General features: G+C 58.7%; 23 protein-coding genes. 16 read left to right on the forward strand and 7 right to left on the reverse strand.

Annotated features, from left to right (window positions below; all coding sequences use genetic code 11):
* The first annotated feature begins 3 nt into the window (after positions 1-3).
* From RSF91_RS05525 to RSF91_RS05555, 7 genes are all read left to right on the forward strand, one after another.
* Entirely contained in the window at positions 4-2406 is a 2403-nt protein-coding gene (locus RSF91_RS05525) for a 3-hydroxyacyl-CoA dehydrogenase/enoyl-CoA hydratase family protein (RefSeq protein WP_332567475.1), read from the forward strand.
* Positions 2407-2428: 22 nt separating this feature from the next.
* Positions 2429-3625 (forward strand): acetyl-CoA C-acyltransferase, encoded by a 1197-nt coding sequence (locus RSF91_RS05530; RefSeq protein WP_332567476.1) that lies wholly within the window; start codon positions 2429-2431, stop codon positions 3623-3625.
* A gap of 16 nt (positions 3626-3641) precedes the next feature.
* Positions 3642-4565, forward strand: a complete 924-nt coding sequence (locus tag RSF91_RS05535; RefSeq protein ID WP_332567477.1) for an alpha/beta hydrolase family protein — start codon at positions 3642-3644, stop codon at positions 4563-4565.
* A 52-nt stretch (positions 4566-4617) separates the two neighbouring features.
* Complete coding sequence (locus RSF91_RS05540; RefSeq protein WP_332567478.1) at positions 4618-5451, forward strand: acyl-CoA thioesterase; 834 nt, start codon at positions 4618-4620, stop codon at positions 5449-5451.
* Positions 5452-5496: 45 nt separating this feature from the next.
* Complete coding sequence (locus tag RSF91_RS05545; protein WP_332567479.1) at positions 5497-6291, forward strand: enoyl-CoA hydratase; 795 nt, start codon at positions 5497-5499, stop codon at positions 6289-6291.
* A 125-nt stretch (positions 6292-6416) separates the two neighbouring features.
* A complete protein-coding gene (locus tag RSF91_RS05550) occupies positions 6417-6932 on the forward strand; it encodes a thioesterase family protein (protein ID WP_332567480.1) in 516 nt (171 codons plus the stop codon).
* Between the two features lie 244 nt (positions 6933-7176).
* On the forward strand, positions 7177-7797 hold the full coding sequence (locus tag RSF91_RS05555) for a bactofilin family protein (protein WP_332567481.1): 621 nt from the start codon (positions 7177-7179) through the stop codon (positions 7795-7797).
* A gap of 70 nt (positions 7798-7867) precedes the next feature.
* On the opposite strand, the gene RSF91_RS05560 is transcribed toward RSF91_RS05555, so the two are convergent.
* Positions 7868-8341, reverse strand: a complete 474-nt coding sequence (locus RSF91_RS05560; protein WP_099735660.1) for an acyl-CoA thioesterase — start codon at positions 8339-8341, stop codon at positions 7868-7870.
* Between the two features lie 275 nt (positions 8342-8616).
* Between RSF91_RS05560 and RSF91_RS05565 the strand changes: the two genes are divergently transcribed.
* The 4 genes from RSF91_RS05565 to RSF91_RS05580 all read left to right on the forward strand — a co-directional run bounded on the left by RSF91_RS05565 (position 8617) and on the right by RSF91_RS05580 (position 13384).
* Positions 8617-9042, forward strand: a complete 426-nt coding sequence (locus RSF91_RS05565; RefSeq protein WP_332567482.1) for a hypothetical protein — start codon at positions 8617-8619, stop codon at positions 9040-9042.
* Positions 9000-10820 carry an ABCB family ABC transporter ATP-binding protein/permease gene (locus RSF91_RS05570; RefSeq protein ID WP_332567483.1) on the forward strand — a complete coding sequence of 607 codons (1821 nt, stop codon included), beginning with the start codon at positions 9000-9002 and terminating at the stop codon, positions 10818-10820. Before RSF91_RS05565 ends, RSF91_RS05570 begins: the two co-directional genes overlap by 43 nt.
* A 41-nt stretch (positions 10821-10861) precedes the next feature.
* Positions 10862-12340 carry a nucleotide pyrophosphohydrolase gene (locus tag RSF91_RS05575; protein WP_332567484.1) on the forward strand — a complete coding sequence of 493 codons (1479 nt, stop codon included), beginning with the start codon at positions 10862-10864 and terminating at the stop codon, positions 12338-12340.
* Positions 12341-12442: 102 nt separating this feature from the next.
* Positions 12443-13384, forward strand: a complete 942-nt coding sequence (locus tag RSF91_RS05580) for a 2-hydroxyacid dehydrogenase (RefSeq protein WP_332567485.1) — start codon at positions 12443-12445, stop codon at positions 13382-13384.
* A 264-nt stretch (positions 13385-13648) separates the two neighbouring features.
* On the opposite strand, the gene RSF91_RS05585 is transcribed toward RSF91_RS05580, so the two are convergent.
* The 3 genes from RSF91_RS05585 to RSF91_RS05595 form a co-directional block, all read right to left on the reverse strand.
* On the reverse strand, positions 13649-14686 hold the full coding sequence (locus RSF91_RS05585) for a DctP family TRAP transporter solute-binding subunit (protein ID WP_332567486.1): 1038 nt from the start codon (positions 14684-14686) through the stop codon (positions 13649-13651).
* Positions 14687-14835: 149 nt separating this feature from the next.
* Positions 14836-16134: a TRAP transporter large permease gene (locus RSF91_RS05590; RefSeq protein ID WP_169107442.1), complete on the reverse strand. Its 1299-nt coding sequence runs from the start codon at positions 16132-16134 to the stop codon at positions 14836-14838.
* On the reverse strand, positions 16131-16694 hold the full coding sequence (locus tag RSF91_RS05595) for a TRAP transporter small permease (protein ID WP_332567487.1): 564 nt from the start codon (positions 16692-16694) through the stop codon (positions 16131-16133). The genes RSF91_RS05590 and RSF91_RS05595 overlap by 4 nt, the downstream gene beginning before the upstream one ends.
* A 359-nt stretch (positions 16695-17053) precedes the next feature.
* Here RSF91_RS05595 and RSF91_RS05600 point away from each other — a divergent pair, with 359 nt between their 5' ends.
* Positions 17054-18004 carry a LysR family transcriptional regulator gene (locus tag RSF91_RS05600; RefSeq protein ID WP_099735666.1) on the forward strand — a complete coding sequence of 317 codons (951 nt, stop codon included), beginning with the start codon at positions 17054-17056 and terminating at the stop codon, positions 18002-18004.
* Here the strand turns inward: RSF91_RS05600 and RSF91_RS05605 are convergent.
* Positions 17991-18266: a hypothetical protein gene (locus RSF91_RS05605; RefSeq protein WP_332567488.1), complete on the reverse strand. Its 276-nt coding sequence runs from the start codon at positions 18264-18266 to the stop codon at positions 17991-17993. The genes RSF91_RS05600 and RSF91_RS05605 overlap by 14 nt on opposite strands.
* 166 nt (positions 18267-18432) lie before the next feature.
* Here RSF91_RS05605 and RSF91_RS05610 point away from each other — a divergent pair, with 166 nt between their 5' ends.
* From RSF91_RS05610 to RSF91_RS05625, 4 genes are all read left to right on the forward strand, one after another.
* A complete protein-coding gene (locus tag RSF91_RS05610; RefSeq protein ID WP_332567489.1) occupies positions 18433-19332 on the forward strand; it encodes a transporter substrate-binding domain-containing protein in 900 nt (299 codons plus the stop codon).
* A 114-nt stretch (positions 19333-19446) separates the two neighbouring features.
* On the forward strand, positions 19447-20199 hold the full coding sequence (locus RSF91_RS05615; protein WP_099735668.1) for an amino acid ABC transporter permease: 753 nt from the start codon (positions 19447-19449) through the stop codon (positions 20197-20199).
* Position 20200: 1 nt separating this feature from the next.
* The gene (locus tag RSF91_RS05620; protein WP_332567490.1) at positions 20201-20872 is read left to right on the forward strand and encodes an amino acid ABC transporter permease; all 672 of its coding nucleotides are present in this window, start codon (positions 20201-20203) and stop codon (positions 20870-20872) included.
* A gap of 114 nt (positions 20873-20986) precedes the next feature.
* The gene (locus RSF91_RS05625) at positions 20987-21724 is read left to right on the forward strand and encodes an amino acid ABC transporter ATP-binding protein (RefSeq protein WP_332567491.1); all 738 of its coding nucleotides are present in this window, start codon (positions 20987-20989) and stop codon (positions 21722-21724) included.
* 109 nt (positions 21725-21833) lie between these two features.
* On the opposite strand, the gene rocF is transcribed toward RSF91_RS05625, so the two are convergent.
* Both rocF and RSF91_RS05635 read right to left on the reverse strand, forming a co-directional pair.
* Positions 21834-22760 (reverse strand): arginase, encoded by a 927-nt coding sequence (rocF, locus tag RSF91_RS05630; RefSeq protein WP_332567492.1) that lies wholly within the window; start codon positions 22758-22760, stop codon positions 21834-21836.
* 41 nt (positions 22761-22801) lie between these two features.
* Positions 22802-23908: an ornithine cyclodeaminase gene (locus tag RSF91_RS05635; RefSeq protein ID WP_332567493.1), complete on the reverse strand. Its 1107-nt coding sequence runs from the start codon at positions 23906-23908 to the stop codon at positions 22802-22804.
* Positions 23909-23949: the final 41 nt, after the last annotated feature.

Raw genomic sequence — 23949 nt, forward strand, 5'->3', positions numbered from 1 at the left:
CTCATGTCCCGATTCAATGTGAAAAAAGTCGCCGTGCTGGGTGCGGGCGTGATGGGTGCGCAGATTGCCGCCCATCTGGTTAACGTCAAGGTGCCGGTCATTTTGTTTGACCTGCCCGCCAAAGAAGGCTCCAAGAGCGGCATTGCAGAGCGCGCCATCGCCAATCTCAAAAAGCTCAAGCCTTCGCCCATTGGGGTGGCCGATGATGTGGATCTGATTCAGCCCGCCAACTACGAAGAGCACATGAAGCTGCTCAAGGGTTGCGATCTGGTCATTGAGGCCATTGCCGAGCGCATGGACTGGAAGCTGGACCTGTATCACAAGGTCGCCCCCTTCATTGCCAAGCATGCGCTGGTCGCATCCAACACTTCGGGTTTGTCTATCACCAAGCTCAGCGAGGCTTTACCCGATGTCATCAAGCCGCGTTTTTGCGGCATTCACTTCTTTAACCCACCGCGCTATATGCAGCTGGTGGAGTTGATCAACACGCCCACCACCCAGCCCGAAGTGCTGGACCAGCTTGAAACCTTTGTGACCGCGGTGCTGGGCAAGGGTGTGGTGCGCGCGCATGACACGCCCAACTTCATCGCCAACCGCATTGGTATTGCTGGCATGCTTTCCACCATGAAGCAGGCCGAAAATTTTGGTTTGAACTTTGATGTGGTCGATGACCTCACTGGCAAAAAGCTGGGCCGCGCATCAAGCGGTACCTTCCGCACTGCGGATGTGGTGGGGCTGGACACCATGGCCCACGTCATCAAGACCATGCAGGAGAATCTGAACGAGCAAAGCGACCCCTTCTTTGCTAACTTTGGCACACCCAAGGTGCTGCAAAAGCTGCTGGATCTCGGCTTTCTGGGTAATAAAACCAAGCAGGGCTTTTACAAGCGCGTGGGTCGTGAAACCATGCAGTTTGAGCTGGACAGCGAGGACTACATTCCAGCCGGTGGCAAGGCCGACGAGGTGTATGGCCGCATGCTCAAAAAGCCCGCAGCTGAGCGCTTGAAACTGCTGCGCAATGCCGAGGGCAAGGAAGGCCAGTTCCTCTGGGCCATTCTGCGCGACAGTTTTCACTACGCTGCCGTGCATCTTGAGCATATTGCCGACTGCGCACGTGATCTGGACCAAGCCATGCGCTGGGGCTATGGCATGCAACAAGGCCCGTTCGAGCTGTGGCAAGACGCTGGCTGGCTGGATGTGGCCAAGATGGTTCAGGAAGATATTGATGCAGGCAAGGCGCTGTGCAAGGCACCGCTGCCTCAATGGGTGTTTGAAGGCCCGGTGGCTGATTCCGGTGGCGTGCACACCGCCAATGGCTCGTGGAGCGCATCTCAGGCCCAATTTGTGCCGCGCCGTGTGCTGCCGGTGTACGAACGCCAGCTCTTCCCCGAAAAGCTGCTGGGCGAAACCAACCTGCCCGACTGGCAGACCGCTGGCACCACGATTGCTGAAACCAAAGCGCTGCGTACCTGGACGCTGGATGGCAATGTCTTGATCGCCAGCATCAAGAACAAGATGCACGCCATCAGCCCCGAAGTCATGGAAGGTCTGATGGAGGCGGTGGACGTGGCCGAGAGCGATTTTGATGGCATGGTCATCTGGTCGGGCGACTCGCCTTTCAGCGTGGGAGCTGACCTTGAAGCTACCATGCCCGCCTTTGTGATTGGCGGCGCGGATGCTATCGAAAGCATTGAGCAAGAGCTGCAAAACCTGATGCTGCGCCTGCGTTATGCACAGGTGCCTGTGGTGTCGGCCATTCATGGGCTGGCGCTGGGCGGCGGTTGCGAAATGGCCGTGTACTCGGCCCGCCGCGTGGCGCATATGGAGAGCTATATCGGACTGGTAGAAGTCGGCGTGGGTCTGGTGCCCGGCGCCGGTGGCCTGACTTATATCGCCCGCCGCGCAGCCGAAAATGCCGCCTCCAGCACGGGCAAGGATTTGCTGCCCTTCCTCACCGAAGGCTTTACCGCAGCCGCCATGGCCAAGGTGGGCACCAGTGCACTGGAGTCACGCAAGCTTGGCTACCTGCTGGACAGTGACATCGTGGTGGCCCACAAAGATGAAGTGCTGTTTGTGGCCATCAACGAAGCCAAGTCCATGGCCGCCAGCGGCTGGCGTGCACCGCTCAAGCGCAGCTTCCCCGTGGCGGGCCGCAGCGGTCAGGCCACTATCAAGGGCTCGCTGGTGAATATGCGCGACGGCGGCTTTATCAGCGAGTTTGACCAGTACATCGCAGGAATGATCGCCAACGTGGTGTGCGGCGGCGATGTGGATGCCGGAACGCTGGTGGATGAGGCCTATCTGATGAAGCTGGAGCGCAAGGCTTTCTGCCATTTGATTGCTCATCCCAAGACCCATGAACGTATCTTGGGCATGCTCAATACCGGCAAGCCGGTGCGCAACTAAGGCGAAGCGAGGAGATTCAAAAATGAAGCAAGTACAAGACGCCTACATCGTTGCCGCAACGCGCACGCCCATTGGTCGTTCGCACAAGGGCGTGTTTCGCAACTACCGCCCTGATGATCTGCTGGCCACCACGCTGAAAGCAGCGCTGGCTCAGGTTCCCGGCCTGGACCCGAAGGCCATTGAAGACATCATTTGCGGCTGCGCCATTCCTGAAGGTCAGCAAGGCCTGAATGTGGCGCGCATTGGCGCGGTGCTGGCGGGGCTGCCCACCAGCATTGGCGGCATTACCGTCAACCGCTTCTGTGCCTCGGGTTTGTCTGCCGTGGCCATGGCCGCTGACCGCATTCGTGTGGGCGAGGCCGATGTGATGGTTGCCGCCGGCGTGGAAAGCATGAGCATGGTGCCCATGATGGGTAACTCGCCCAGCCTGTCGCCCACCATCTTCGAGCGCGATGGCGACGTGGGCATTGCCTATGGTATGGGCCTGACAGCCGAGAAGGTAGCCCAGCAGTGGCAGGTCAGTCGTGAGGCGCAAGATGCCTTTGCGCTGGAGTCACACCGCCGCGCCATTGCAGCCCAGCAGGCGGGCGAGTTTTCCGACGAAATCACGCCGATTGAAGTGACAGACCGCACGCTGAACATTGCCACGGGCGAGCCCGTGATCAGCACCCGCACCGTGAGCCTAGATGAAGGGCCGCGCCTTGATACCAGTATTGAAGGTCTGGCCAAGTTGCGCACTGTATTTGCCGCACGCGGCTCGGTAACTGCAGGAAATAGCTCGCAAACCAGCGATGGTGCAGGCGCACTGATTCTGGCCAGTGGCGATGCCGTCAAGCGCTTTGGCCTGACGCCGCTGGCGCGCTTTGTGAGCTATGCGAGCAGAGGCGTTCCGCCCTCGATCATGGGCATTGGCCCGATTGAGGCCATCCCTGCCGCGCTGCGTTATGCCGGTCTCAGCCAGAACGACATGGACTGGATCGAGCTGAACGAGGCTTTTGCAGCCCAGTCTCTGGCGGTGATCAATACCCTCAATCTCGACCCCAGCAAGGTCAATCCCATGGGGGGAGCGATTGCACTGGGGCACCCGCTGGGTGCGACGGGTGCGATCCGTGCGGCGACCGTGGTGCACGCGCTGCGCCGCAAGCAGCTCAAGTACGGCATGGTGACCATGTGCGTGGGCATGGGCCAGGGCGCGGCCGGCATCTTCGAGCGCGTTTAAGCAGCGCAGGCACCTGATGCAGACCGCGCAGCAACCTGCAGTGCAGTGGACGGAGATGAACCTGCCCATCTCCGTCGGCCCGGCCCATTTGGTGCTGCGTCAATGTCAGCCCACGGCGGCAGCGGCGCTGGCGCATGTGGTGGTTGCCCCCGCCATGGGCGTGCAGCAAAGCTATTACCAGCCCTTTGCGCGCTGGCTGGCAGAGCAGGGTTATGGCGTGACCACGTTTGACTACCGTGGTCATGGCCTTTCGCTGCAAGGACCTATGCGCGATACCAAGGCTGATCTGCTGGACTGGGCCAAGGATTGTGAGCAGGTGGCGGCACAGCTCAAAAAACAATTCCCCGATCAGGCTTTGATCTGGATTGGGCACAGCATGGGCTCGCAATTGCCGGGCCTGGCTTCAATGCCTTTGCCCATTAATGGCCTGCTTTCCGTGGCCAGTGGCAGCGGCTACTGGCGCGATAACGCTGCGCCGACCAAACGCGTTATTCGATTTTTCTGGTGGGGCGTGGCGCCGCTGGCGACCTGGCTGTACGGCTCATTTCCGGGGCGCAAGCTGGGCGTGGTGGGTGACTTGCCTGCAGGCGTGCTCTGGCAATGGCGGCGCTGGTGCATGAACCCGCGTTACGCCATGGGCGTTGAAGGCGAATGGGCGGCCAATGCCTATGCCGCTGCCCACTACCCGCTGCATGCTTTGTATATGGAAGACGACGAAATGATGTCGCTGGCCAGCGTGCAGTCGCTGGTGGGCTGGTATCAGAGTGCGCCCAGCACGCTGGAGCATGTGAGTGCGGCGCTGGCTCCGTCAGGGCGCATAGGCCATCTGGGGTATTTCAGAGAAGAGATGGCTGAGCTACTGTGGCGACCCCTGTTGCCACTGCTGCAGAGCTGGCGCGCGGGTGATCGAAGCCCTGGCAAACCCTTGTTTAGGCCGTAAGAGTCACCTGTTTGACGGCCTTCATTCCTGCCCTTGGGCAACACTGAGACCTATGAGCACAGACCTCCACCCCTTTGATCGTGCCGTGGCCCTGACTGCCACGGGAGTGCCCAATCAGTACCGTGGGCAAGCATCGCCGGATTACTGGAACATGGTCGGACCCTATGGCGGCATTACGGCCGCCAGTCTGGTTCAGGCCATGCAGCAGCACCCGCAATGTCTGGGGGATCCGATCTCTATCACCGTCAATTACGCCGCGGCGGTTGGCCCTGGTGCTTTCGAGATTGAGGCCAACCCGGTGCGCACCAACCGCTCGACCCAGCACTGGATTTTGACCGTGCTGCAGCCTGATGCAGACGGAAAGATGCAGGTGGTGACCACGGCCACGGCGGTAACCGCTGTGCGCCGCGAGACCTGGAGCGTGAGCGATATGCCCATGCCCGCCGTCAAGCCAGCGGCAGAGTTTGAGCGTGTACCGCCACTATTCAAAGGTGTTGAGTGGCTCACCCGCTATGAGATGCGTTTTGTGAACGGTATTTTGCCTAAAGAGGAAGACGGCTCAGAGCGCGACTCTCTGACGCAGCTGTGGGTGAGAGACAATCCGCCGCGTCCGCTGGATTTTGCGTCGCTGGCTGCGGTCTCTGACGTGTTCTTTCCGCGGGCGTGGCTGCGCCGCGCCAAACGTGTGCCGGCGGGCACGGTGTCCATCACCGTGTACTTTCATGCCGGGCGAGAGGAGCTGGCCGCTGTGGGCGACGACCTGCTGCTGGCGCAGGCGCGCGGGCAGGAGTTCCGCAACGGATTTTTTGACCAGACAGCCCAGTTGTGGAGCAAGTCTGGCCAGATGCTGGCCACCAGCCACCAGATTGTTTATTACAAGGAATAAGGCGCCGAATCCGGCGACCGATTCACCATTCGATAAGGCAAGACCATGAGCAATACCCAGGATTCCCAGGACATTCTGGTGCACACCGAAGAGGGCGTTTGCACCATCACCTTCAACCGCGCAGCAAAGAAAAACTCCTTCACCGAAGCCATGTACACGCAGATGGCAGATGCGCTGGTATCGGCCAAGATCGATGCAGGCGTGCGCGTGGTGGTGTTCCAGGGTGATATCGCCATCTTCAGCGCGGGCAACGATATTGCAGACTTTCTCAAGCAAACATCGACCCCCGGCACCATGGGAGCTGATGCCCCGGTGTGGCGTTTTCTGCAGGAAGTCTCGGCCTTCCCCAAGCCACTGGTTGCCGCAGTTTGTGGCCCGGCAGTAGGCATTGGTACAACGCTGCTGCTGCATTGCGACCTGGTTTATGCGGGCGACAACGCAGCCTTCTCGCTGCCCTTCATCAATTTGGGTGTCTGCCCCGAAGCCGCCTCCAGCCTGCTGCTGCCACAAATGCTGGGCTACCACCGAGCGGCCGAGGCGCTGCTGCTGGGCGAGCCCTTCATGGCTGAAGCCGCACTGGAAGTGGGTCTGGTCAACCGCGTGGTGCCCCCTAACGAATGCAATGGCGTGGCGCAGGCTCAGGCCAAGAAGCTGGCGCGCAAGCCCTTGTCTTCGCTGATCGAAACCAAGCGCCTCATGAAGGGCGGCCAGGCCAAGGCTGTGAGCGAGCGCATTGCGGAAGAAGGCGCAGTCTTCGCCCGCATGCTGCGTGAGCCTGCCGCCAAAGAAGCGCTGACATCTTTTATGGAAAAACGCCACCCGGATTTCAGCAACTGCTGAAATCCACGCCAGCGAAGCGATGGGGAATGCTTTCAACAAAAGCGTCACCCTGACTTCAGCAAGTGCTGATCTGAAAATCGCCCGTTGCTGGGCGATTCTTTCTTCTTTTGTCTGAAAGCGAATCCATGACAACTCAGGTCTCACCCGCCCCCAAGACTCGCAAGAATACTCAGCCAGATCTCGTTCAGTTCGAGCCTGAATTTCTCGCCGGTCTGCACGAGATTTTTGAAAAGCGCGTGGCATTCAATCAGACCATCGGCCTCAAGATCGGCGAGATCTCGCCAGCCTTGGTGCATGGCCATATCGCCATGCGGCCTGAGTTGATAGGGCACGAGGCCTATGAGCGCATTCATGGCGGCGTCATCAGCGCGGGGCTGGATTCGATGGGCGGTCTGGCGGTAATGGCCGCTATTGCCGCCCGCCACATGGATGACACCCCTATGCAGCGGCTGCAGCGCTTTTCCCGGCTGGGCACGATTGATTTGCGTGTCGACTATCTGCGCCCCGGTATTGGTAAGGAATTCTTGCTTACCGCCAAGGTGATTCGCCTGGGTTCACGCGTTGCCAATACCCAGATGGAGTTTCTGTCTGCTGATGGTGAATTGTTGTCCACTGGTACCGCGGCCTATATCGTTTCTTGAGTTTTCTCCTGAAAAGAGAGCGCCTTGCGCTCTCCAGTCTTGGGCTTGAGGTCTGAATTGCCTTAAAAACAGGCAAGTGAACGCTTGCCCGGATGCAGCCAAATATTGCATGGTGTGAGATGAAGCAATGCATGCAAGTAACTGAAACTTGTGAAAGCTTTGCTTACTGTTCTTGCGAGATGACGGCAAATATAGCCATTGATGCTGCGTAGGATCGGCGTTTTCTGACAAGGAGGCTCCTGCCATGGCTGTGCAAAACCCGTTCTTCGGTAAACGCGATAACGATACTTTTTCTTCCCGCAATTCCGCGACTGGGATGCCTTCGGCAGGCACTTTGAATAGCTCTGGACTGGGTGTTCCGCCCTCCAGCAATATGCGCCCGGCAACGCCGCCTGCCGCTCCGGTGACTGAGGAAACGGGTGGCAGTCAGCTCACCGTGGGCCCCAATATCAAGCTCAAGGGCGTGGAAATTACCGACTGCGACACGTTGGTGGTCGAAGGCACGGTTGAGGCGACCATGAACTCCCGCGTCATCAAGATTGCCGCGAACGGCGCCTTTCACGGCACGGCAGAAATTGATATTGCCGAAATTCATGGTCGCTTTGATGGCTCGTTGACTGTGCGTGAGAAGCTGGTGATCTATGGCTCCGGCAAGGTCAGCGGCAAGATTCGTTATGGCAAGGTCGTGATTGAAGAGGGTGGTGAGCTGACGGGCCAGATCGAAGCCGGTACAGGCTTTTCAGCCGCAGTCAGCAGCGCAAGCGCTGCAAGCAGCCGGGGTAAATCCATTAGCACGCTCAGCACCAGCCCCCTGAGCGCGGTCGCCAGCACGGTTGAGACAACAGGCATCGCCGCTGTTGCTTGAGCCTCAGAGCGCACAGCCCATGAAAAAAGCGACTCATTGAGTCGCTTTTTTTGTGCCATGAAGAGAGGGGTCAGCTTTTCTGAGGCGCGCTCTGCTCCTGCGACTGAATAGCTTCGCGCCATGCACGGGTCTGTTCGGTATCGGGCAGGGCCTGTGGTTTGCCGGTGGCATCAATGGCCACATAGGTCAGGCGGGCCTCGGTCACTTTGACGAACTTGCCCTGATCCGAGAAACGCTCGGCAAACACTTCCACATTCACCGTGACCGAAGTACGGCCCACATGCAGCACACCGGCGTAGAAGGACAGAATGTCACCTACGCGCACGGGTTGCTTGAAGATGAATTCGTTGACCGCCACGGTCACCATGCGGGTGTGGCTGATGCGCTGGGGCAGCACCGAACCAGCCAAGTCCACCTGAGCCATGACCCAGCCACCAAAGATGTCGCCATTGGCATTGACATCGGCAGGCATGGGGACGACTTTGAGAACCAGCTCCTTGTCTTCGGGCAAAGGCTGAGGGGGGAGGTTGGGACGAGGTGGCATGGATATCGCGGGCACAGAGGTAAAGGTGGAATTGTGCTTCAACTTCGGGTTTCTACTATGTTGTTGAAAAATACCAATGACGCCGGTTCAGGAAAGTGAGTAGGTGGTAACTATGAATCTGCTTTCGTGGTCGTTGTATGGGGTGTTGTGCCTAGTGCTGGCAGGCTGCGGCATTTCTCCCGTTGTATCCGATCAGAAAAACGATTCTGACTCGCAGCCGTTGCAAGGCTTGAGTGGCACAGCCGAGCAGTCATCCTGCCATCCCGATCGATCGATTGACGGACGCTGAGGCCCAGGCGGGGCCGTTTTCGGCAATCATTCCCATGCAGGCACTGGCTGTCAGCGCAAAGGGGCAGCGCGTTTGCTGGGGAGGTGGTCTGCGCACGATCGAGGCCGTTGAAGGAGGACGTGACTGCGTGGTCATGCTGTATGCAGAACTCAGTCCCAAGGTCTTCTGGGGCTGGCCGCGCGATACATCGTTCTTCATGGCCTGCGGGCCGGGTCACTATGACCGCAAGCTGTTGCAGCCGTTTACCTTAGGCTTGATTGGCGGAAAAGTGACGGGGCAGGCAGAATTCGGAGGCTTTCCCATTCCCGTCATAGAAATTGAAGCCTTTTACCGCGCTTCAGACTGCCTGCAAGGCGATACCTCCCCACAATGCGTTCACGGCCACATACAACCCCAGAAGAAGCCGCAGTAGCGGTGCCCAACCCCGACTCGGCCACGCTGCGCCGCCTCCTCCCCTACATCCTGCAATACAAGTGGCGCGTGCTGGCGGCGCTGCTATTCATGCTGGGCGCCAAACTGGCCAACGTGGGCGTGCCAGTCCTGCTCAAGCATCTGGTCGATGCGCTGGACATAAAGCCCGGTCAAGCGCAGGCAGTGCTGGTCGTGCCCGTGGGGCTGCTGCTGGCCTATGGTCTGCTGCGTTTTTCCACCACCATGTTTACCGAGCTGCGCGACCTGGTCTTTGCCAAGGCTACGCAAGGCACGTCACGTTCGATTGCTCTTTCGACTTTTCAGCATCTCCATGCGTTAAGCCTGCGCTTTCACCTGGAGCGTCAGACCGGCGGCATGACGCGAGATATCGAGCGCGGCGTGCGCAGCACGGAATCGCTGATCTCGTACTCGCTGTACTCCATCCTGCCCACGCTGATTGAAATGGGGCTGGTGCTGGGCATTCTGGCTGTGCGTTTTGATGCCTGGTTTGCCATCATTACGCTGGCAGCGCTGGTGTTCTACATCACCTTCACCGTCACGGTGACCGAGTGGCGCACGCGCTTTCGCAAGGAGGCCAATGCGCAGGAGTCTGCCGCCCATACCAAAGCCATTGATTCGCTGCTGAACTACGAGACCGTCAAGTACTTCAACAACGAAGAGTTTGAAGCTGCCCGCTACGATGAAAACCTGGAAAAGCTGCGCCGCGTGCGCCTGAAGAGCCAGACCACGCTGTCCATGCTCAATGCAGGTCAGCAACTCATCATTGGTACTGCGCTGGTCGCCATTTTGTGGCGCGCCACGCAAGGTGTGGTTGATGGCCGCCTGACCTTGGGTGATCTGGTCATGATCAATGCCTTCATGATTCAGCTCTATATTCCGCTCAATTTCCTGGGCGTTATCTACCGCGAAATCAAGCAGAGTCTGACCGATCTGAACCGCATGTTCACGCTGATGGATCAAGATCGCGAAGTGGCTGATGCCCCCAATGCACAGCCGCTGCCGCTGAATGATCAACCGCCTGAAGTGCGATTTGAAAACGTGCAGTTTGCGTACGACCCGGCGCGTCCCATCCTGCACGATCTGAGCTTCACGATTCCGGCAGGAAAAACGGTGGCCGTGGTGGGTCCCTCTGGTTCGGGCAAGAGCACGCTGGCGCGCCTGCTGTTCCGCTTCTATGACGTGCAGGCTGGTCATGTGCGTATTGCTGGCCAAGATATTCGTGATGTGACCCAAACCAGCGTACGCCGTGCGGTAGGCATCGTGCCGCAAGACACTGTGCTGTTCAACGATACGGTGGAATACAACATTGCCTACGGCCAGCCCGGTGCCTCGCACGAGCAGGTCGCCGCCGCTGCCAAAGCCGCGCGTATTCACGACTTTATTGCGGCCACGCCGCAGGGTTATGAAACACGCGTGGGTGAACGCGGCCTCAAACTCTCTGGCGGTGAAAAGCAGCGCGTGGCCATTGCTCGCACGTTGCTGAAAAATCCGCCCATCCTGATTTTTGATGAAGCTACATCGGCCTTGGACAGCGCCAATGAACGCGCCATTCAAAATGAGCTGCGCAGCGCTGCGCAAGGCAAGACATCGCTGGTCATTGCGCACCGTTTATCCACCGTGGTTGAAGCGCATGAAATTTTGGTCATGGACAGCGGCCGCATCATTGAGCGGGGCACGCATGACGAGTTGCTGGCTGCAGGCGGGCGCTACGCCAGCATGTGGAATATGCAGAACGCTGGTGAGGTGACGGACGCCTGAAGGCGTTGCATAAAGTTCAATAAAGAGAGGGAGATGCAGGTATGAACATCAAGGCCATGCAGAAAAGGCTGCGCGACTTTGCTGCTGCCAGAGAATGGCAGTCTTTTCATTCGCCCAAGAATCTGGCGATGGCCTTGATGGTGGAATCTGCCGAGCTGCTGGAGCTTTTTCAGTGGCTGACGACAGAGCAATCTCATACGCTGACCCAAGAGCCTGCAGACCGGGAGAAGGTCTCTGATGAAATTGCGGACGTGTTTCTATACCTGCTGCAAATTGCTGATCGAACAGGAATTGATCTTGAAGAGGCGGTAGAGAAAAAGCTCATCAAGAATGCGCTGAAGCACCCGGCCAAGTTGCCTGAAGTGCTGCCTTCCGGCCCCAAAGTTCACTTACTGGTGGATTGCGAGAATGTGAACCCGGATGCCGAGGCGCTAAGGCAACTGGTGCCTGACGGAACAGATGTCTGGCTGTTTCACGCACCGGCGCAGCGGGTGGATGCGGAAAAGCACAAGCGAGCCTATGGCGCGAATAGCGTGACGCTGGTAGAGCGCACAGGCGCAGGCAAGAATGCGCTGGATTTTCAGCTGAGCTATTACGCGGGCTATTTGATGGCAAGGCAGCCTGATGCGCGCTTTGTGGTGGTGTCCAACGACAAGGGCTACGAGCCCATGCTGGAGCATGCGCGCAAGCTGGAGTTTCAGGCCACGCGTAGCGAGTACCGAAAACCACCCACGCTGGCTGCTCCTGCAGCGCCTGCCGTGCAAGTGGTGAAGCCTGCTTCGGCTCAGAAAAAACCGGCTCCGGTAGATAAAAAATTACTTCCAACGCTTTCCAGGCCCAAGCTTGTGCCGCTTGCGAAACCGTTGGTTGCTGAACCCACTTCTGCACGCATTGCATTCCGTGCCAAAGATGCATTGAGCCTGCTGGTGGCGAATCAGCGCCCTGCGAGCAGGGAGGCATTGCTGACGCTGACGGAGGGGCTGATTACAGAGCCTGTAGCAGACAGGCAAGACTTGGCGCGCAAGGCTTGCCGGGTGCTGCAGCTTTACGGAACGGTGATGCTTGATGTGGATGGCGGTAACCTGCGTTACCGTTGTCCTGATCCCGTGCAACGGGCAGCTTCTGCAGAGCTTGTTGTCAATGCGGTGCAAGCACCAGTACTGCCAGTGGTTGCCGTAGAAAAGGCGGCAATCCAGCCCAAGGCGGTGACCAAACCCAAGGTGGTGAAGCCGCTGGCCGCGAAGCCTAAACAAGGCGTTAGTCATGTTGCCAAGCGGGTCGAGCTGTCGTTGAAAAAAATGACCAGCAATCGCCCCGTTCGCCGCGATGGGCTGATGAAGGTCATCGCCACTCATATTGGGACAGTACTTTCTCCTGTAATGACGCCGGAGCAGGTGTGCATTGTGTTGCAGTCACGGCAGGTGGTGCGGATTTCGCCGAAGGGCGAAGTGGCTTATTTCAGCAAAGCAAAGACCGTCAAGCCGCCTGAAACCAAAGTTCAGCAGCAGACTTCGGGGTGAATGCTGGTGTGAACGATATGGCTTGCTTAGGCGCTCCACAATGCAGCTTCTACCGTTCTTCGGATTGCGAATGCTTGGCGCTTCGCAATCGCTTTGCCTGCCATGAAGCCAGTCCTGCTCGTTCTGAATTTGCAAGTCCCTGCCCATCTTGAACAGATGGTGCAGACCTTCCCCGACTTTGACGTGATCTACGCGCCCGAGGCCGATCAGGCCGAAGCAGCGATTGCCGCCCATGGCGCGCGCGTGCAATGCGTGTGCACCATTGGAGCAACAGGCCTGTCGGCTGCGCAGATGCAGCGCATGCCCAAGCTTTCGCTGGTCTGCGCCATGGGCGCGGGCTACGAGAACATCGACGTGGCCTATGCCAAGGCGCATGGCATTGCCGTGGGCAACGGCGTGGGCACGAATGACGAGTGCGTGGCCGATCACGCCATGGGCCTGCTGATTGCGGCTGTGCGCGGCATCGTCAAGCTGGACAAGGCCACGCGCGCAGGCATCTGGCGCTCGGCCATGCCGCTGCCGGCCAATGTCTCTGGCAAGCGCCTGGGGATCGTGGGTCTGGGCACCATTGGCGCAAAAATCGCCAAGCGTGCGGCCGCGTTTGACATGCCCATCGGCTATCACAACCGCCAGTCACGCGAAGGTGTCAGCCATCAGTACTTCGGCGATCTGCTGGCGCTGGCTGCCTGGGCTGATGTGCTGCTGGTGGCCACGCCCGGCGGTGCCGGTACCAAGCACTTGATCAATGCCGAGGTGTTGAGTGCGTTGGGCGAAAAGGGTGTTTTGGTGAACATTGCACGCGGCTCGGTCGTCGATACCCTAGCGCTGGCTGAAGCCGTGCGCATGGGCCGTGTGGCCGGTGCCGGCCTTGATGTGTACGAAAGCGAGCCGTTGCCGCCGCAGGAGCTGATCGAGCTGGACTCCGTGGTGCTGACGCCCCATGTGGGAGGCTGGTCGCCCGAGGCGGTGCAGAACTCTGTGGACCGATTTATCGCCAATATGCGCAGCCATCTGGATGGCAAGCCGCTGGTGTCGCCCATTTAAGTGCTATTGAATTGAAAGCTGCTTGCGCATGATAAATAAAGAGATTGAAGTGTTTTAATTTTGAAATCTTTTCATATCAAGCGCTGACAGCTTTGATATTCATAGCAATAAAAATCCCCGCGCAGATCGCTCTGGCGGGGATTTTGACTATCTGCGGCGGGATGAAACTGGCGCGGACCAAACCAGTGACACCAAGCAAAGGCCGCCCCGCAGCAATGGTGTCGCCCCCCCTCAGGGGGAAGCCGCGCAGCGGCTCAGGGGGATTTATTTCTGGCTGGCGGCAATGGCTTTTTCAGCCTTTTCCACCAGAGGTGCTCCGATCTGGCTCTTCCACTTGTCGAACACGGGGCGGGTGGCCTTGACAAAGGCTTCGCGCTCGGCGGCGTTAGGCGTGGTCACGGTCACGCCCAGACCGGCCAGGTCTTTGAGCAAGGGCTTGTCGGCTTCAACCAGACCCTTGCGGGCGATGGCGATTTCTTCCTTGGCTGCGTCCAGCGCGGCTTGCTTGACGATGGCCTGGTCAGCAGGCGTCCAGCTGGCCCATACATCTTTGTTGACGACGAAGATCAGCGGGTCGTTCATGTAGCCCCACATGGTCAGGTGCTTCTGGCCCACGGACTGCAGCTTGGCGGCCATATACACGCCGATGGGGTTCTCCTGACCATCCACAGCGCCGCTGGCCATGGCGGGCTGGGCATCGGCCCAGCTCATTTGCGTGGGGTTGGCGCCCAGTGCGGTGAAAGTGTCCAGGAACAGGGGCGAGCCGACGACGCGGATCTTCATGCCCTTCAAGTCAGCAGGCGTCTTGATGGCGTGTTTGGAGTTGGAGATTTCACGGTAGCCGTTCTCACCCCATGCCAGTGGCACGACGCCGCTTTTTTCCAGCGTCTTGAAGATTTCCTGGCCGACTTCACCTTGCACCACGGCATCAACCGCCTTGAAGTTGGGGAAGAGGAAGGGCATGGAGAACAGGTTCAGCGACTTGACCTGGGGCGACCAGTTGATGGTGGAGCCCACTGCCATGTCGATCACGCCCTGGCGCAGCGCGGAGAACTCACGCGTCTGATCGCCTTGTACCAGCGAGGTGCCGGGGTAGAGCTTGATGTTGATACGGCCCTGAGTGCGCTCGCGCACCTTGTCGGCCCACAGCTCGCCGCCCTTGCCCCATGGGAAGGCGGTGCCCAGTACCAGCGACATGCGGTATTCGCTCTTGTACTTGGTCTGTGCCATGGCCATGGGCGATGCGAAAGCCAGAGCTGCAGCCGTAGCCACGGCGGAAGCGAGGAATGTACGCAGTTTCATTGGTTTGTCTCCCTAAAGAAAAAGATTCAGTGCTTGGTGCACTGATGTTTTAAACAATCACGGCCTGTTTCTGCAGACACCGCGCAAGGGCCGCCCCGCCGCGCTGGTGTCGTCCCCTTCCCGCGATGCGAGAGAGGGGAGGCGGCAGGTCAATAGCCAAGTCTTGCGGGCAACCACAAGGCAAGCTGCGGGAAGGCGATGACCAGAATCATCACCATGAACATGGACAGCAGCATCCAGCCCACCCAGCGCACGGTGGATTCCATGCGCACGCCAGCAATACGGCAGCTGACCATCAGATTCACTGCCAACGGGGGGGTGAACTGGCCCAGTGCGACCTTGAGCGTCAGAATCACGCCGAACCAGACGGGGTCCCACTGGTAGTGATTCATGATGGGCAGCAGCAGCGGCACAAAGATCAGGAAGATCGAGATGCCGTCCAGGAACATGCCCACGGTGATCAGCAGCAGGATCAGCAGACCCAGCACGCCGTACTCACCCAGGCCAGAGTTGACGATGGCGTTTGCCACCGGGTCAATCACGCCCAGTGTGGATAGCGAGAAGGCAAAAATTCCGGCCAGCGAGACCACCAGCAAGATGATGGCGGACAGCTCGCCTGCCTCACGCAAGATGGGGAACAGGTCGCGCACGCCGATGGTGCGGTGAATCACCATGCCGACAAACAGACCGTAGAACACGGCGACTACAGCGGCTTCTGTGGGTGTGAACCAGCCCATGCGCATGCCGCCCAGAATCAGCACCGGTGCTGCCAGACCCCAGGCTGCTTCGCGCAGACTTTTCCAGAATTCTGGGCGGGGCATGGACGCTTCGAGTGCGCCCATCTTGTGCTTGCGCGCCATCCACACGGCGGGGATGATGAGTGCCACGCCCGCCAGAATGCCGGGAATCATTCCCGCTGCAAACAGCGCAGGCACCGAGGCACCAGGCACCAGCACGGAGTAGATGATGAAGGCGACCGAGGGCGGAATCAGAATGTCGGTGGCTGCTGCTGCTCCGACCACGCTGGCCGAGAAGCTCTTGGGGTAGCCCGCACGGCTCATGGCCGCAATCATCACGCCGCCCACGGCAGCTGCATTGGCCGGGCCAGAGCCCGAGATACCGCCCAGAAACATGGCCACGGCAATGGCGACCAAGGGCAACATGCCGGGGCCGCGCCCCACGATGGCGACGGCGAAATTCACCAGCCGCAGGGCCACACCGGAGCGGTCAAAGATGGAGCCAACCAGCACAAACATGGGAATGGCCAGCAGCGGATATTTGCCCAGACCGGCATAGAAGTTCTGCGGCACGGCCAGCAGGCCGAACCATTGGGTATCGGCATTGGCCAGAGCAATAGCGGTGGCTCCGGCCAAGCCCAGCGCGGCGCCAATGGGAACGCCAATAAACATCAGGCCAAGGAAGGCCACAAACAGCAAGGTAGCAATCATGCGATCTCCTTGCTGTGGTCTTTTTCAACGGGCTCTTCGCTGAAAGCGCCGGGCTTGCCCTGGCGAATGAACAGACCCAGAGCGCGCAGAGTAATCAGCGCAGAGACGATGGGCAGCCAGATGGAGTACCACCACTGCGGCAAGCCAATGCCGGGCGAGGTTTCTTCGTAGCGGAAGTCGTCCCAGACCACGCGCACGCTGAGCACGGCGATCAGGGCAAACAGCAGCGCCATCATCAGCGAGCCAAAGCGCGCCAGTGCTTTGCGGCGGGCCAGCGAGCCACCTTCGGCAAAGAATTCGATGCGAATGTGCAGGTTGCGCGCCACGGCGGCAGAACCTGCAACCAGAGCCAGCAAGATCATCAGAAAGACGGAGATCTCTTCGGTCCAGGCAAAGGAGGAGTTGGTGAAATAACGCACCAGAACATTGCCAAAGGTGATCAAGGCGAGGGCCGCCATGATGATCACCGTCAGCCAGTCTTCGATGCAAAGGGAGCGAGGCTCATCCGGGCGAGTGCCGGTATCGGCCGCACCATCGGTCTCGGGAGGAGTGGAGGACATGAACGCGGGAAGTCAGAAAAACACACATGGATCAGGGCAGCTCGTATGGATGGCGCGATCTGCGCGCACTCAAACAAGTGCTCTTATGTTGTCCTTGACCTTCGCGGTGTTGTGCACCGGGATGGTATGGAGCGAGTCAACACATCGGATAGATGTGTCTAAATATTATCAAGCTAACTATGTCGCAGGGCTTACATCGGATAGCAGGCATTACCCCTAGATTTTGTTTGAATAACCGGGGCTAGAGGCGCAATTCAGGTCAAAGCGATATTGCTCAGGCGGCTGAACTGCGCTGACTAGCCCATAAGGATTACTTCAGTTGCACGGCCTTGGTGCGGGGCAGCGGATAATGGTGGTCTATGGAAACCAAATGGCTTGAAGATTTTGTCAGCCTTGCTGAAACTCGCAGTTTCAGCCGCTCGGCCCAGTTGCGCCACGTGACGCAGCCCGCTTTCTCGCGCCGCATTCAGGCGCTGGAGGCCTGGGCTGGAACTGATCTGGTCGACCGAAGCTCGTACCCGACGCGTCTGACGCCCGCAGGCAAGACCATGTATGAGCAGGCGCTGGAAATACTGCAGTCCCTGCAAAGCACCCGCACCATGCTGCGCGCCCACGTCAGTGCGGGCAAGGGCATGGTGGGCTTTGCCGTACCGCACACATTGGCGTTCACTTTCTTCCCGAACTGGGTCTCGGCAGTGCACGAGAAGTTTGGTCCGTTCCGCAGTCGCCTGTTCGCACTCAATGTGCACGATGCGGTGATGCGACTGGTGGAGGGTGGTTGCGATCTGCTGATCGCCTACTATCACTCCTCCCAGCCTTTCCAGTTGGACCCTGCACGCTATGAAATGGTGAGCTTGGGACATGAGGTGCTGGCTGCTTATTCCAAGCCTGATGCGGATGGCAATCCCATCTTCATGCTGCCCGGTCAACAAGGGCAGCCGCTGCCCTATCTGGGTTATGCCGCAGGCGCTTATCTGGGCCGTGTGACGGAGCTGATCCTCAAGGAATCCTCCGAAGCCGTGCACCTTGAGCGCGTCTATGAAACCGATATGGCCGAAGGCCTCAAGGCCATGGCGCTGGAAGGCCATGGCGTCGCTTTCCTGCCCTACAGTGCCGTGCGCGGCGATCTGGAGGCGGGCCGCCTGGTGCGCGCTGTGCCAGAAGGCATGAACGGTTTCCAGATGGACATGGAAGTGCGCGCCTATCGTGAAAAACCGCAGGGTGATGCCCCGCAGGGCGGCGCTGCTGCGCTCTGGGCCTTCCTCAAGGAACAAGGCGAAACCGCCAACGGCGAAATCAAGGCTGTGTAGCCTGAGCACGCTGTTGCTTTTCTCCAAAAGGGCCATCTGGCCCTTTTTTGCTTTTCAGATGGGCAAGTAGTGGTTTTAGTGATTTTCTCGGTAAAAACCCTTGGGTTATGTCTCGGGTAAATACCAAGTATGCAAGTAGGACATAAGGATTTTTGCTATCGGCATTGGATTCTGAAATAAGCCTGGCATTAGAGTTTGCACCTTGCACAAAAACGGTACTTCTTTGCAGCAATGGATTTGTGTTGAAAGTGCGTGCTCGCACTTGAAATCTTCCTACGGGAAAAGTCCTAGAAATGTTTGCATTGCAGTGCCCTGCATGGCTGCACAATGAGTGCATAACGTTAATAAATTTCGCTTGTCTACCCCCATAAGGGGCAGAGCGTTAATGAACGGCAAGCATTTTTGGTCCTTACCAATAGGAGATCCATATGAAGAAGCAATTGTTGGCCATCGCCGTAACCGCGCTGGCTGCAGGCACCGTGTTTGCACAAGCCAATGACACATTGGCCAAGATCAAGTCCTCTGGCAGCGTCACACTGGGCGTGCGTGAGTCGTCCGGTCTGGGCTACACGCTGGGCAACGGCAAGTACGTGGGTTTCCATACTGAAATGGGCGAGCGCATTCTGAAAGATATTCAGAAGCAACTGGGTCTGACGGCTCTGGAAGTGAAGTACCAGCCCCTGACTTCTCAAAACCGTATTCCTCTGGTGCAAAACGGCACGGTGGACATCGAGTGCGGCTCGACCACCAACAACACCGCTCGTCAGAAGGATGCAGCCTTCGCTTTCACCACTTACGTGGAAGAAGTGCGCATTGCCACTCGTGGCAACTCCGGCATCCAGAGCATCAAGGATCTGAATGGCAAGACCATCGTGACCACCACGGGCACGACCTCGGTGCAGACCCTGCGCAAGAACAAGCGCGCTGATGGCCTGACCTTCAAGGAAGTCATGGGCAAAGACCATGCGGACAGCTTCCTGATGCTGGAAACCGGCCGTGCCGACGCTTTCATCATGGATGGCTCCATCCTGGCCGCCAACATCTCCAAGTCCAAGACTCCTAACGATTACAAGATCGTTGGCGAAGTGCTGTCGGTGGAACCCATCGCCTGCATGATGCGCAAGGACGACCCCGCCTTCAAGAAGGCTGTGGATGACTCCATTGTTCGCCAGATCAAGGATGGCTCTTTGACCAAGCTGTACGACAAGTGGTTCATGCAACCTATCCCACCTAACAACGTGAAGGTGGGCCTGCCTCTGTCGGCTGCTACCAAGGATGCATGGGCTCACCCCAATGACAAGCCCATGGAAGCTTACGACGCCAAGTAATCTCACCTGACTGGTGTACCGCCCCTTCTGCCACGCGGTTTGAAGGGGCTTTTTTGTTAAGAGGGCCGGTGTGAGTGTTTGCCCTTGTAAACCAAGAATGAAAGAGGTGCTCGTATGAGTTGGGATTGGCAGGTGTTCTGTCAGGACACCATTACCCAAGAGGTCGGGCAGAGCTGTTTTGGCAAAAACGGCGACATCACCTATCTGGACTGGATGCTGTCCGCCTGGGGCTGGACAGTCTCGGTGGCGTTGCTGTCGCTGGTGATTGCATTGGTGCTGGGTGCCGTGATTGGCACTTTGCGTACCTTGCCCGATCGACCGTGGATCGTGCGCCTGGGCAATGCCTGGGTAGAGTTGTTTCGCAATATTCCGCTGCTGGTTCAGGTGTTCATCTGGTATCACGTGATTCCAGCCATGATTCCTGCGATGAAATCGCTGGATAGCTATGTGCTGGTGGTGTTTGCGATTGGCTTTTTTACCTCCGCGCGTATTGCCGAGCAGGTGCGCTCCGGCATTCAGGCTTTGCCACGCGGTCAGCGCTATGCGGGTATGGCGGTGGGCTTCACTACCTTCCAGACCTATCGCTATGTGCTGCTGCCCATGGCGTTTCGTATCATCATTCCGCCGCTGACCAGCGAAGCCATGAACGTGTTCAAGAACTCGTCCGTGGCGTTTGCCGTGTCTGTGGCCGAGTTGACCATGTTCGCCATGCAGGCACAGGAAGAAACCGCACGTGGCGTCGAGATTTATCTGGCTGTCACGGGTCTGTATGTGATTTCCGCCTTCGTCATCAACCGCATCATGGCTTTCATTGAGAAGCGCTCACGCGTTCCCGGCCTGATTGCAGCCAGCGGTGGAGGCCACTGATATGAATCTCAACCTCGACTGGTCGTTTTTCTCCTGGGATCTGTACACCAACTTCGTGGCCAAGGGCCTGGTGTTCAGCTTGACCCTGACGGTGATCGCCACGCTGGGCGGCATCATCTTTGGCACGCTGCTGGCTCTGATGCGTCTGTCTGGCAAGAAGTGGCTGGAAGTTCCGGCCGTTATCTATGTCAACGGCATGCGCTCCATTCCACTGGTGATGGTGATTCTGTGGTTCTTCCTGCTGATGCCCATGATCATCGGCAAGCCTATTGGAGCGGAAACCTCGGCCATCATTACCTTTGTGGCGTTTGAGGCTGCGTACTTCTCTGAAATCATGCGCGCTGGTATCCAGTCCATTCCGCGTGGTCAGGTCCATGCGGGCCAGGCAGTGGGTATGACCTATAGCCAGAACATGCGTCTGGTGGTGCTGCCTCAAGCCTTCCGCAACATGCTGCCAGTGCTGCTGACGCAGACCATCATCTTGTTCCAAGATACTTCGCTGGTCTACGCCATCGGCGCCTATGACATGCTCAAGGGCTTCGAGATTGCGGGCAAGAACTTTGGTCGCCCCATCGAGTCCTATCTGGCTGCCGCCGCGACGTATTTCGTGATCTGCTTTGCACTGTCCTGGGCCGTCAAGCAGTTGCATAAAAAAATCGCGATTATTCGATGATCCCTCCTGAGTCGCTTCGCGTCTTCCCCCGGAGGGGGATGACGGCCATCTCGCACGATGGCTCCGCTGCTTGCGGGCGTTGTGATGGATAACTGACACGAGTCGGAGTTAAAAATGATTGAACTCAAGAACGTTTCCAAGTGGTACGGCAGCTTTCAGGTGCTGTCCGATTGCTCCACCAATATCGACAAAGGTGAAGTGGTGGTCGTGTGCGGGCCTTCGGGCTCGGGCAAGTCCACGCTGATCAAGACCATCAATGCGCTGGAGCCCTTCCAGAAGGGTGAGATCTTTGTGGACGGCACTGCGGTGCACGACCCAAAGACCAATCTGCCAAAGCTGCGCAGCCGCGTGGGCATGGTGTTTCAGCACTTTGAGCTGTTCCCTCACCTGTCCGTGACAGAGAACCTGACCATCGCGCAGATGAAGGTGCTGGGCCGCAGTGCAGACGATGCCAAGACCCGTGGCCTGAAGATGCTGGACCGCGTGGGCCTGACTGCTCACAAGGACAAGTTCCCCGGTCAGCTCTCGGGTGGTCAGCAGCAGCGCGTGGCCATTGCGCGTGCGCTGTCCATGGACCCCATCGTCATGCTGTTTGATGAGCCTACCTCAGCGCTGGACCCTGAAATGGTCGGCGAAGTACTGGACGTGATGATGGGACTGGCCCACGAAGGCATGACCATGATGTGCGTGACCCACGAAATGGGCTTTGCCCGCAAGGTGGCTAGCCGCGTGATCTTTATGGATGTGGGTGGCAAGATTCTGGAAGACTGCAGCAAGGAAGAATTCTTCGGCCACCCCGAAAACCGCCAGCCGCGTACCAAGGAATTCCTCAACAAGATCCTGCAGCACTGATGCAGTAGATCACCCAGAAGGCGCTCGAAAGAGCGCCTTTTTTACGCCCCAAAAATGACGCACTTCAAGTCAGAGATGCCGAGCAAGAGCCGCCTTGTGGCGAAGCGCCTCAGGGAGAGCGTATGAGTACGCTTTGGCCAAACAAGCTTTGCACCAAATCAACGACCAGCTCCGCCGTCTGATTGCGCAAGTCCAGCGCGGGGTTCAACTCCACGATATCCAGCGATGCGAGGCGGCCTGTGTCTGCAATCATCTCCATGCACAGCTGGGCTTCACGGTAGGTGGGGCCACCGCGCACCGGCGTGCCAGTGCCGGGTGCAATATCGGGGTCGAGAAAATCCACATCAAAGCTCAGGTGCAGGTGAGTGTCTTCGCCTTCGGTGCCCAGCAGCCCGTCCAGCGCGCGGCGCATGACTTCACGCATGCCCAGCTCATCGATGGCGCGCATGTCGTAAACCTCCAGTCCCAGCTCGCGAATCATCAGCTTCTCGCTGCTATCCACGCTGCGCAGCCCAATCTGGCAAAAGGCCGAAGCGGGCAGGGCGGGTGTCGTGCCAGACAGCGATGCCAGCTCCGCAGGCCCCAGCCCGCACAGGCTGGAGACCGGCATGCCGTGCAGATTGCCACTGGGCGAGCTTTCGGGGGTGTTGCAGTCTGAATGCGCATCAAGCCATAGCACACGCAGGCGCTTGCCCGTGGCACGGCAATGCCGGGCGATGGCGCTGATGGTGCCGGTTGCTAGCGTGTGGTCGCCTCCCAGCATGATGGGCAGGCGGCTTTGTTGCAGCACCTGGAGCACGGCGTCATGCGTGATTTGGTTCCAGCGCAGGCATTCGACCAGATTGCGCAGCCCCTGCGCATCGCGCCCGCTGCGTGGGTTGGCGGGGCCCGCTAGATTGCCCATGTCATTCACTGCAACGCCAAGCCGCTCAAGTGCCGGGGCCAGTTGCGCAACCCGCAGCGCATCAGGCCCCATGGCCGCTCCCAACCGCGACGCGCCCACATCGGTGGGAATTCCAATCAAGGTGGCTTGCATGGCATGACTTTCGGATATGGGTGAAGGCATGTGTTTCATGGCTACGCCGTTTTGCGTTCAACAAGGCTCATGGCTTGCGCGCTCGTTGCTTGCCGAACCATGGCGAACAGATCTTTGGGATCGGTCAGCGCAGGCACTAGCTCGATCTGGGACAGTAGGCTGAACTGGCGTGCAAGGCTGTGCATGGTGCGCAGGGCTGAGTAGTCTTCCAGTGCAAAGCCCACCGAGTCGAACAGGGTGATCTGCTCTGGGGTGGTGCGACCAGGAGCCTGCGTCTGCAGCACACGCCATAGCTCGGTGACGGCAAAGTCGGATGGCATTTGCTGCAGCTCGCCTTCGATGCGCGTCTGTGGCTCGTATTCGACAAAGACCTGCGCACGCTGCAAGGCCGGGGCATCGAACTCGGTCTTACCCGGGCAGTCTCCGCCCACGGCGTTGATATGCATGCCGGGCTCCAGCAGGTGGCCTGCAATGATGACGGCGCGGGTCTTGTCGGCAGTGACCGTGGTCACGATGTCTGTACCTGCCACGGCATCCGGCACGCTGGTGCAAATGATGGCTGTGGCTGCAAATTGAGGCAAAAACGGCTGCAGATTGCGCAGCAGTTTTTGCGATGCGGCTGGGTCGATGTCAAACAGGCGCAGCTCGCTCACGCCAAGCAGCTCCATGAAGGCCAAGGCCTGAAATTCGCTTTGGGAGCCATTGCCGATCAGTGCCATGCTGCGGCTGTTTCGTCGGGCCAGATGGCGCGCAGCCATGGCGGATGTAGCGGCGGTACGCAGTGCGGTGGTCAGCGTCAGTTCGCTGACAACGCGGGGCATGCCGGTGGCCACATCGGCCAGCGCGCCGAAGGCCATCACCGTAGGCAGGCCGTGGCTAGGGTTCAGCGGGTGGCCGTTGACGTATTTGAAGGCGTAGTCCTGCGCATCGGCCACGGGCATCAGCTCAATCACGCCGCTGGGGGAATGCGCCGCAGTGCGTGCACTTTTGTCAAAGTCTTGCCAGCGACCAAAGTCGGCTTCTATGGCTTCGGTGATGAGGCGCAGCACCTTGGTAATGCCCACGCGAGCGACCACGCGCGCCGCATCGCTGGCGCTGAGAAAGTCGGTCTGAACTTGCCCTGCAGACTGGCGTTGAGGGATAGACATGATGTGTCCTCCTTTGCTCCATTCTTGAGGATTTCTGCCCT

Origin of the sequence: Comamonas sp., from assembly GCF_036643215.1 — a bacterium.
In the GTDB taxonomy this organism is placed as follows: Bacteria; Pseudomonadota; Gammaproteobacteria; order Burkholderiales; family Burkholderiaceae_C; genus Comamonas.

What these genes read in the sequence shown, in the direction of transcription:
- RSF91_RS05600 (WP_099735666.1), top strand. Translation starts at nt 17,054, where the DNA reads ATGGAAACCAAATGGCTTGAAGATTTTGTCAGCCTTGCTGAAACTCGC.
- RSF91_RS05610 (WP_332567489.1), top strand. Translation starts at nt 18,433, where the DNA reads ATGAAGAAGCAATTGTTGGCCATCGCCGTAACCGCGCTGGCTGCAGGC.
- RSF91_RS05540 (WP_332567478.1), top strand. Translation starts at nt 4,618, where the DNA reads ATGAGCACAGACCTCCACCCCTTTGATCGTGCCGTGGCCCTGACTGCC.
- RSF91_RS05550 (WP_332567480.1), top strand. Translation starts at nt 6,417, where the DNA reads ATGACAACTCAGGTCTCACCCGCCCCCAAGACTCGCAAGAATACTCAG.
- RSF91_RS05530 (WP_332567476.1), top strand. Translation starts at nt 2,429, where the DNA reads ATGAAGCAAGTACAAGACGCCTACATCGTTGCCGCAACGCGCACGCCC.
- RSF91_RS05635 (WP_332567493.1), bottom strand. Translation starts at nt 23,908, where the DNA reads ATGTCTATCCCTCAACGCCAGTCTGCAGGGCAAGTTCAGACCGACTTT.
- RSF91_RS05555 (WP_332567481.1), top strand. Translation starts at nt 7,177, where the DNA reads ATGGCTGTGCAAAACCCGTTCTTCGGTAAACGCGATAACGATACTTTT.
- RSF91_RS05525 (WP_332567475.1), top strand. Translation starts at nt 4, where the DNA reads ATGTCCCGATTCAATGTGAAAAAAGTCGCCGTGCTGGGTGCGGGCGTG.
- RSF91_RS05560 (WP_099735660.1), bottom strand. Translation starts at nt 8,341, where the DNA reads ATGCCACCTCGTCCCAACCTCCCCCCTCAGCCTTTGCCCGAAGACAAG.
- RSF91_RS05580 (WP_332567485.1), top strand. Translation starts at nt 12,443, where the DNA reads ATGAAGCCAGTCCTGCTCGTTCTGAATTTGCAAGTCCCTGCCCATCTT.
- RSF91_RS05625 (WP_332567491.1), top strand. Translation starts at nt 20,987, where the DNA reads ATGATTGAACTCAAGAACGTTTCCAAGTGGTACGGCAGCTTTCAGGTG.
- RSF91_RS05615 (WP_099735668.1), top strand. Translation starts at nt 19,447, where the DNA reads ATGAGTTGGGATTGGCAGGTGTTCTGTCAGGACACCATTACCCAAGAG.
- RSF91_RS05570 (WP_332567483.1), top strand. Translation starts at nt 9,000, where the DNA reads ATGCGTTCACGGCCACATACAACCCCAGAAGAAGCCGCAGTAGCGGTG.
- RSF91_RS05595 (WP_332567487.1), bottom strand. Translation starts at nt 16,694, where the DNA reads ATGTCCTCCACTCCTCCCGAGACCGATGGTGCGGCCGATACCGGCACT.
- RSF91_RS05620 (WP_332567490.1), top strand. Translation starts at nt 20,201, where the DNA reads ATGAATCTCAACCTCGACTGGTCGTTTTTCTCCTGGGATCTGTACACC.
- RSF91_RS05585 (WP_332567486.1), bottom strand. Translation starts at nt 14,686, where the DNA reads ATGAAACTGCGTACATTCCTCGCTTCCGCCGTGGCTACGGCTGCAGCT.
- rocF (WP_332567492.1), bottom strand. Translation starts at nt 22,760, where the DNA reads ATGCAAGCCACCTTGATTGGAATTCCCACCGATGTGGGCGCGTCGCGG.
- RSF91_RS05575 (WP_332567484.1), top strand. Translation starts at nt 10,862, where the DNA reads ATGAACATCAAGGCCATGCAGAAAAGGCTGCGCGACTTTGCTGCTGCC.
- RSF91_RS05535 (WP_332567477.1), top strand. Translation starts at nt 3,642, where the DNA reads ATGCAGACCGCGCAGCAACCTGCAGTGCAGTGGACGGAGATGAACCTG.
- RSF91_RS05590 (WP_169107442.1), bottom strand. Translation starts at nt 16,134, where the DNA reads ATGATTGCTACCTTGCTGTTTGTGGCCTTCCTTGGCCTGATGTTTATT.
- RSF91_RS05545 (WP_332567479.1), top strand. Translation starts at nt 5,497, where the DNA reads ATGAGCAATACCCAGGATTCCCAGGACATTCTGGTGCACACCGAAGAG.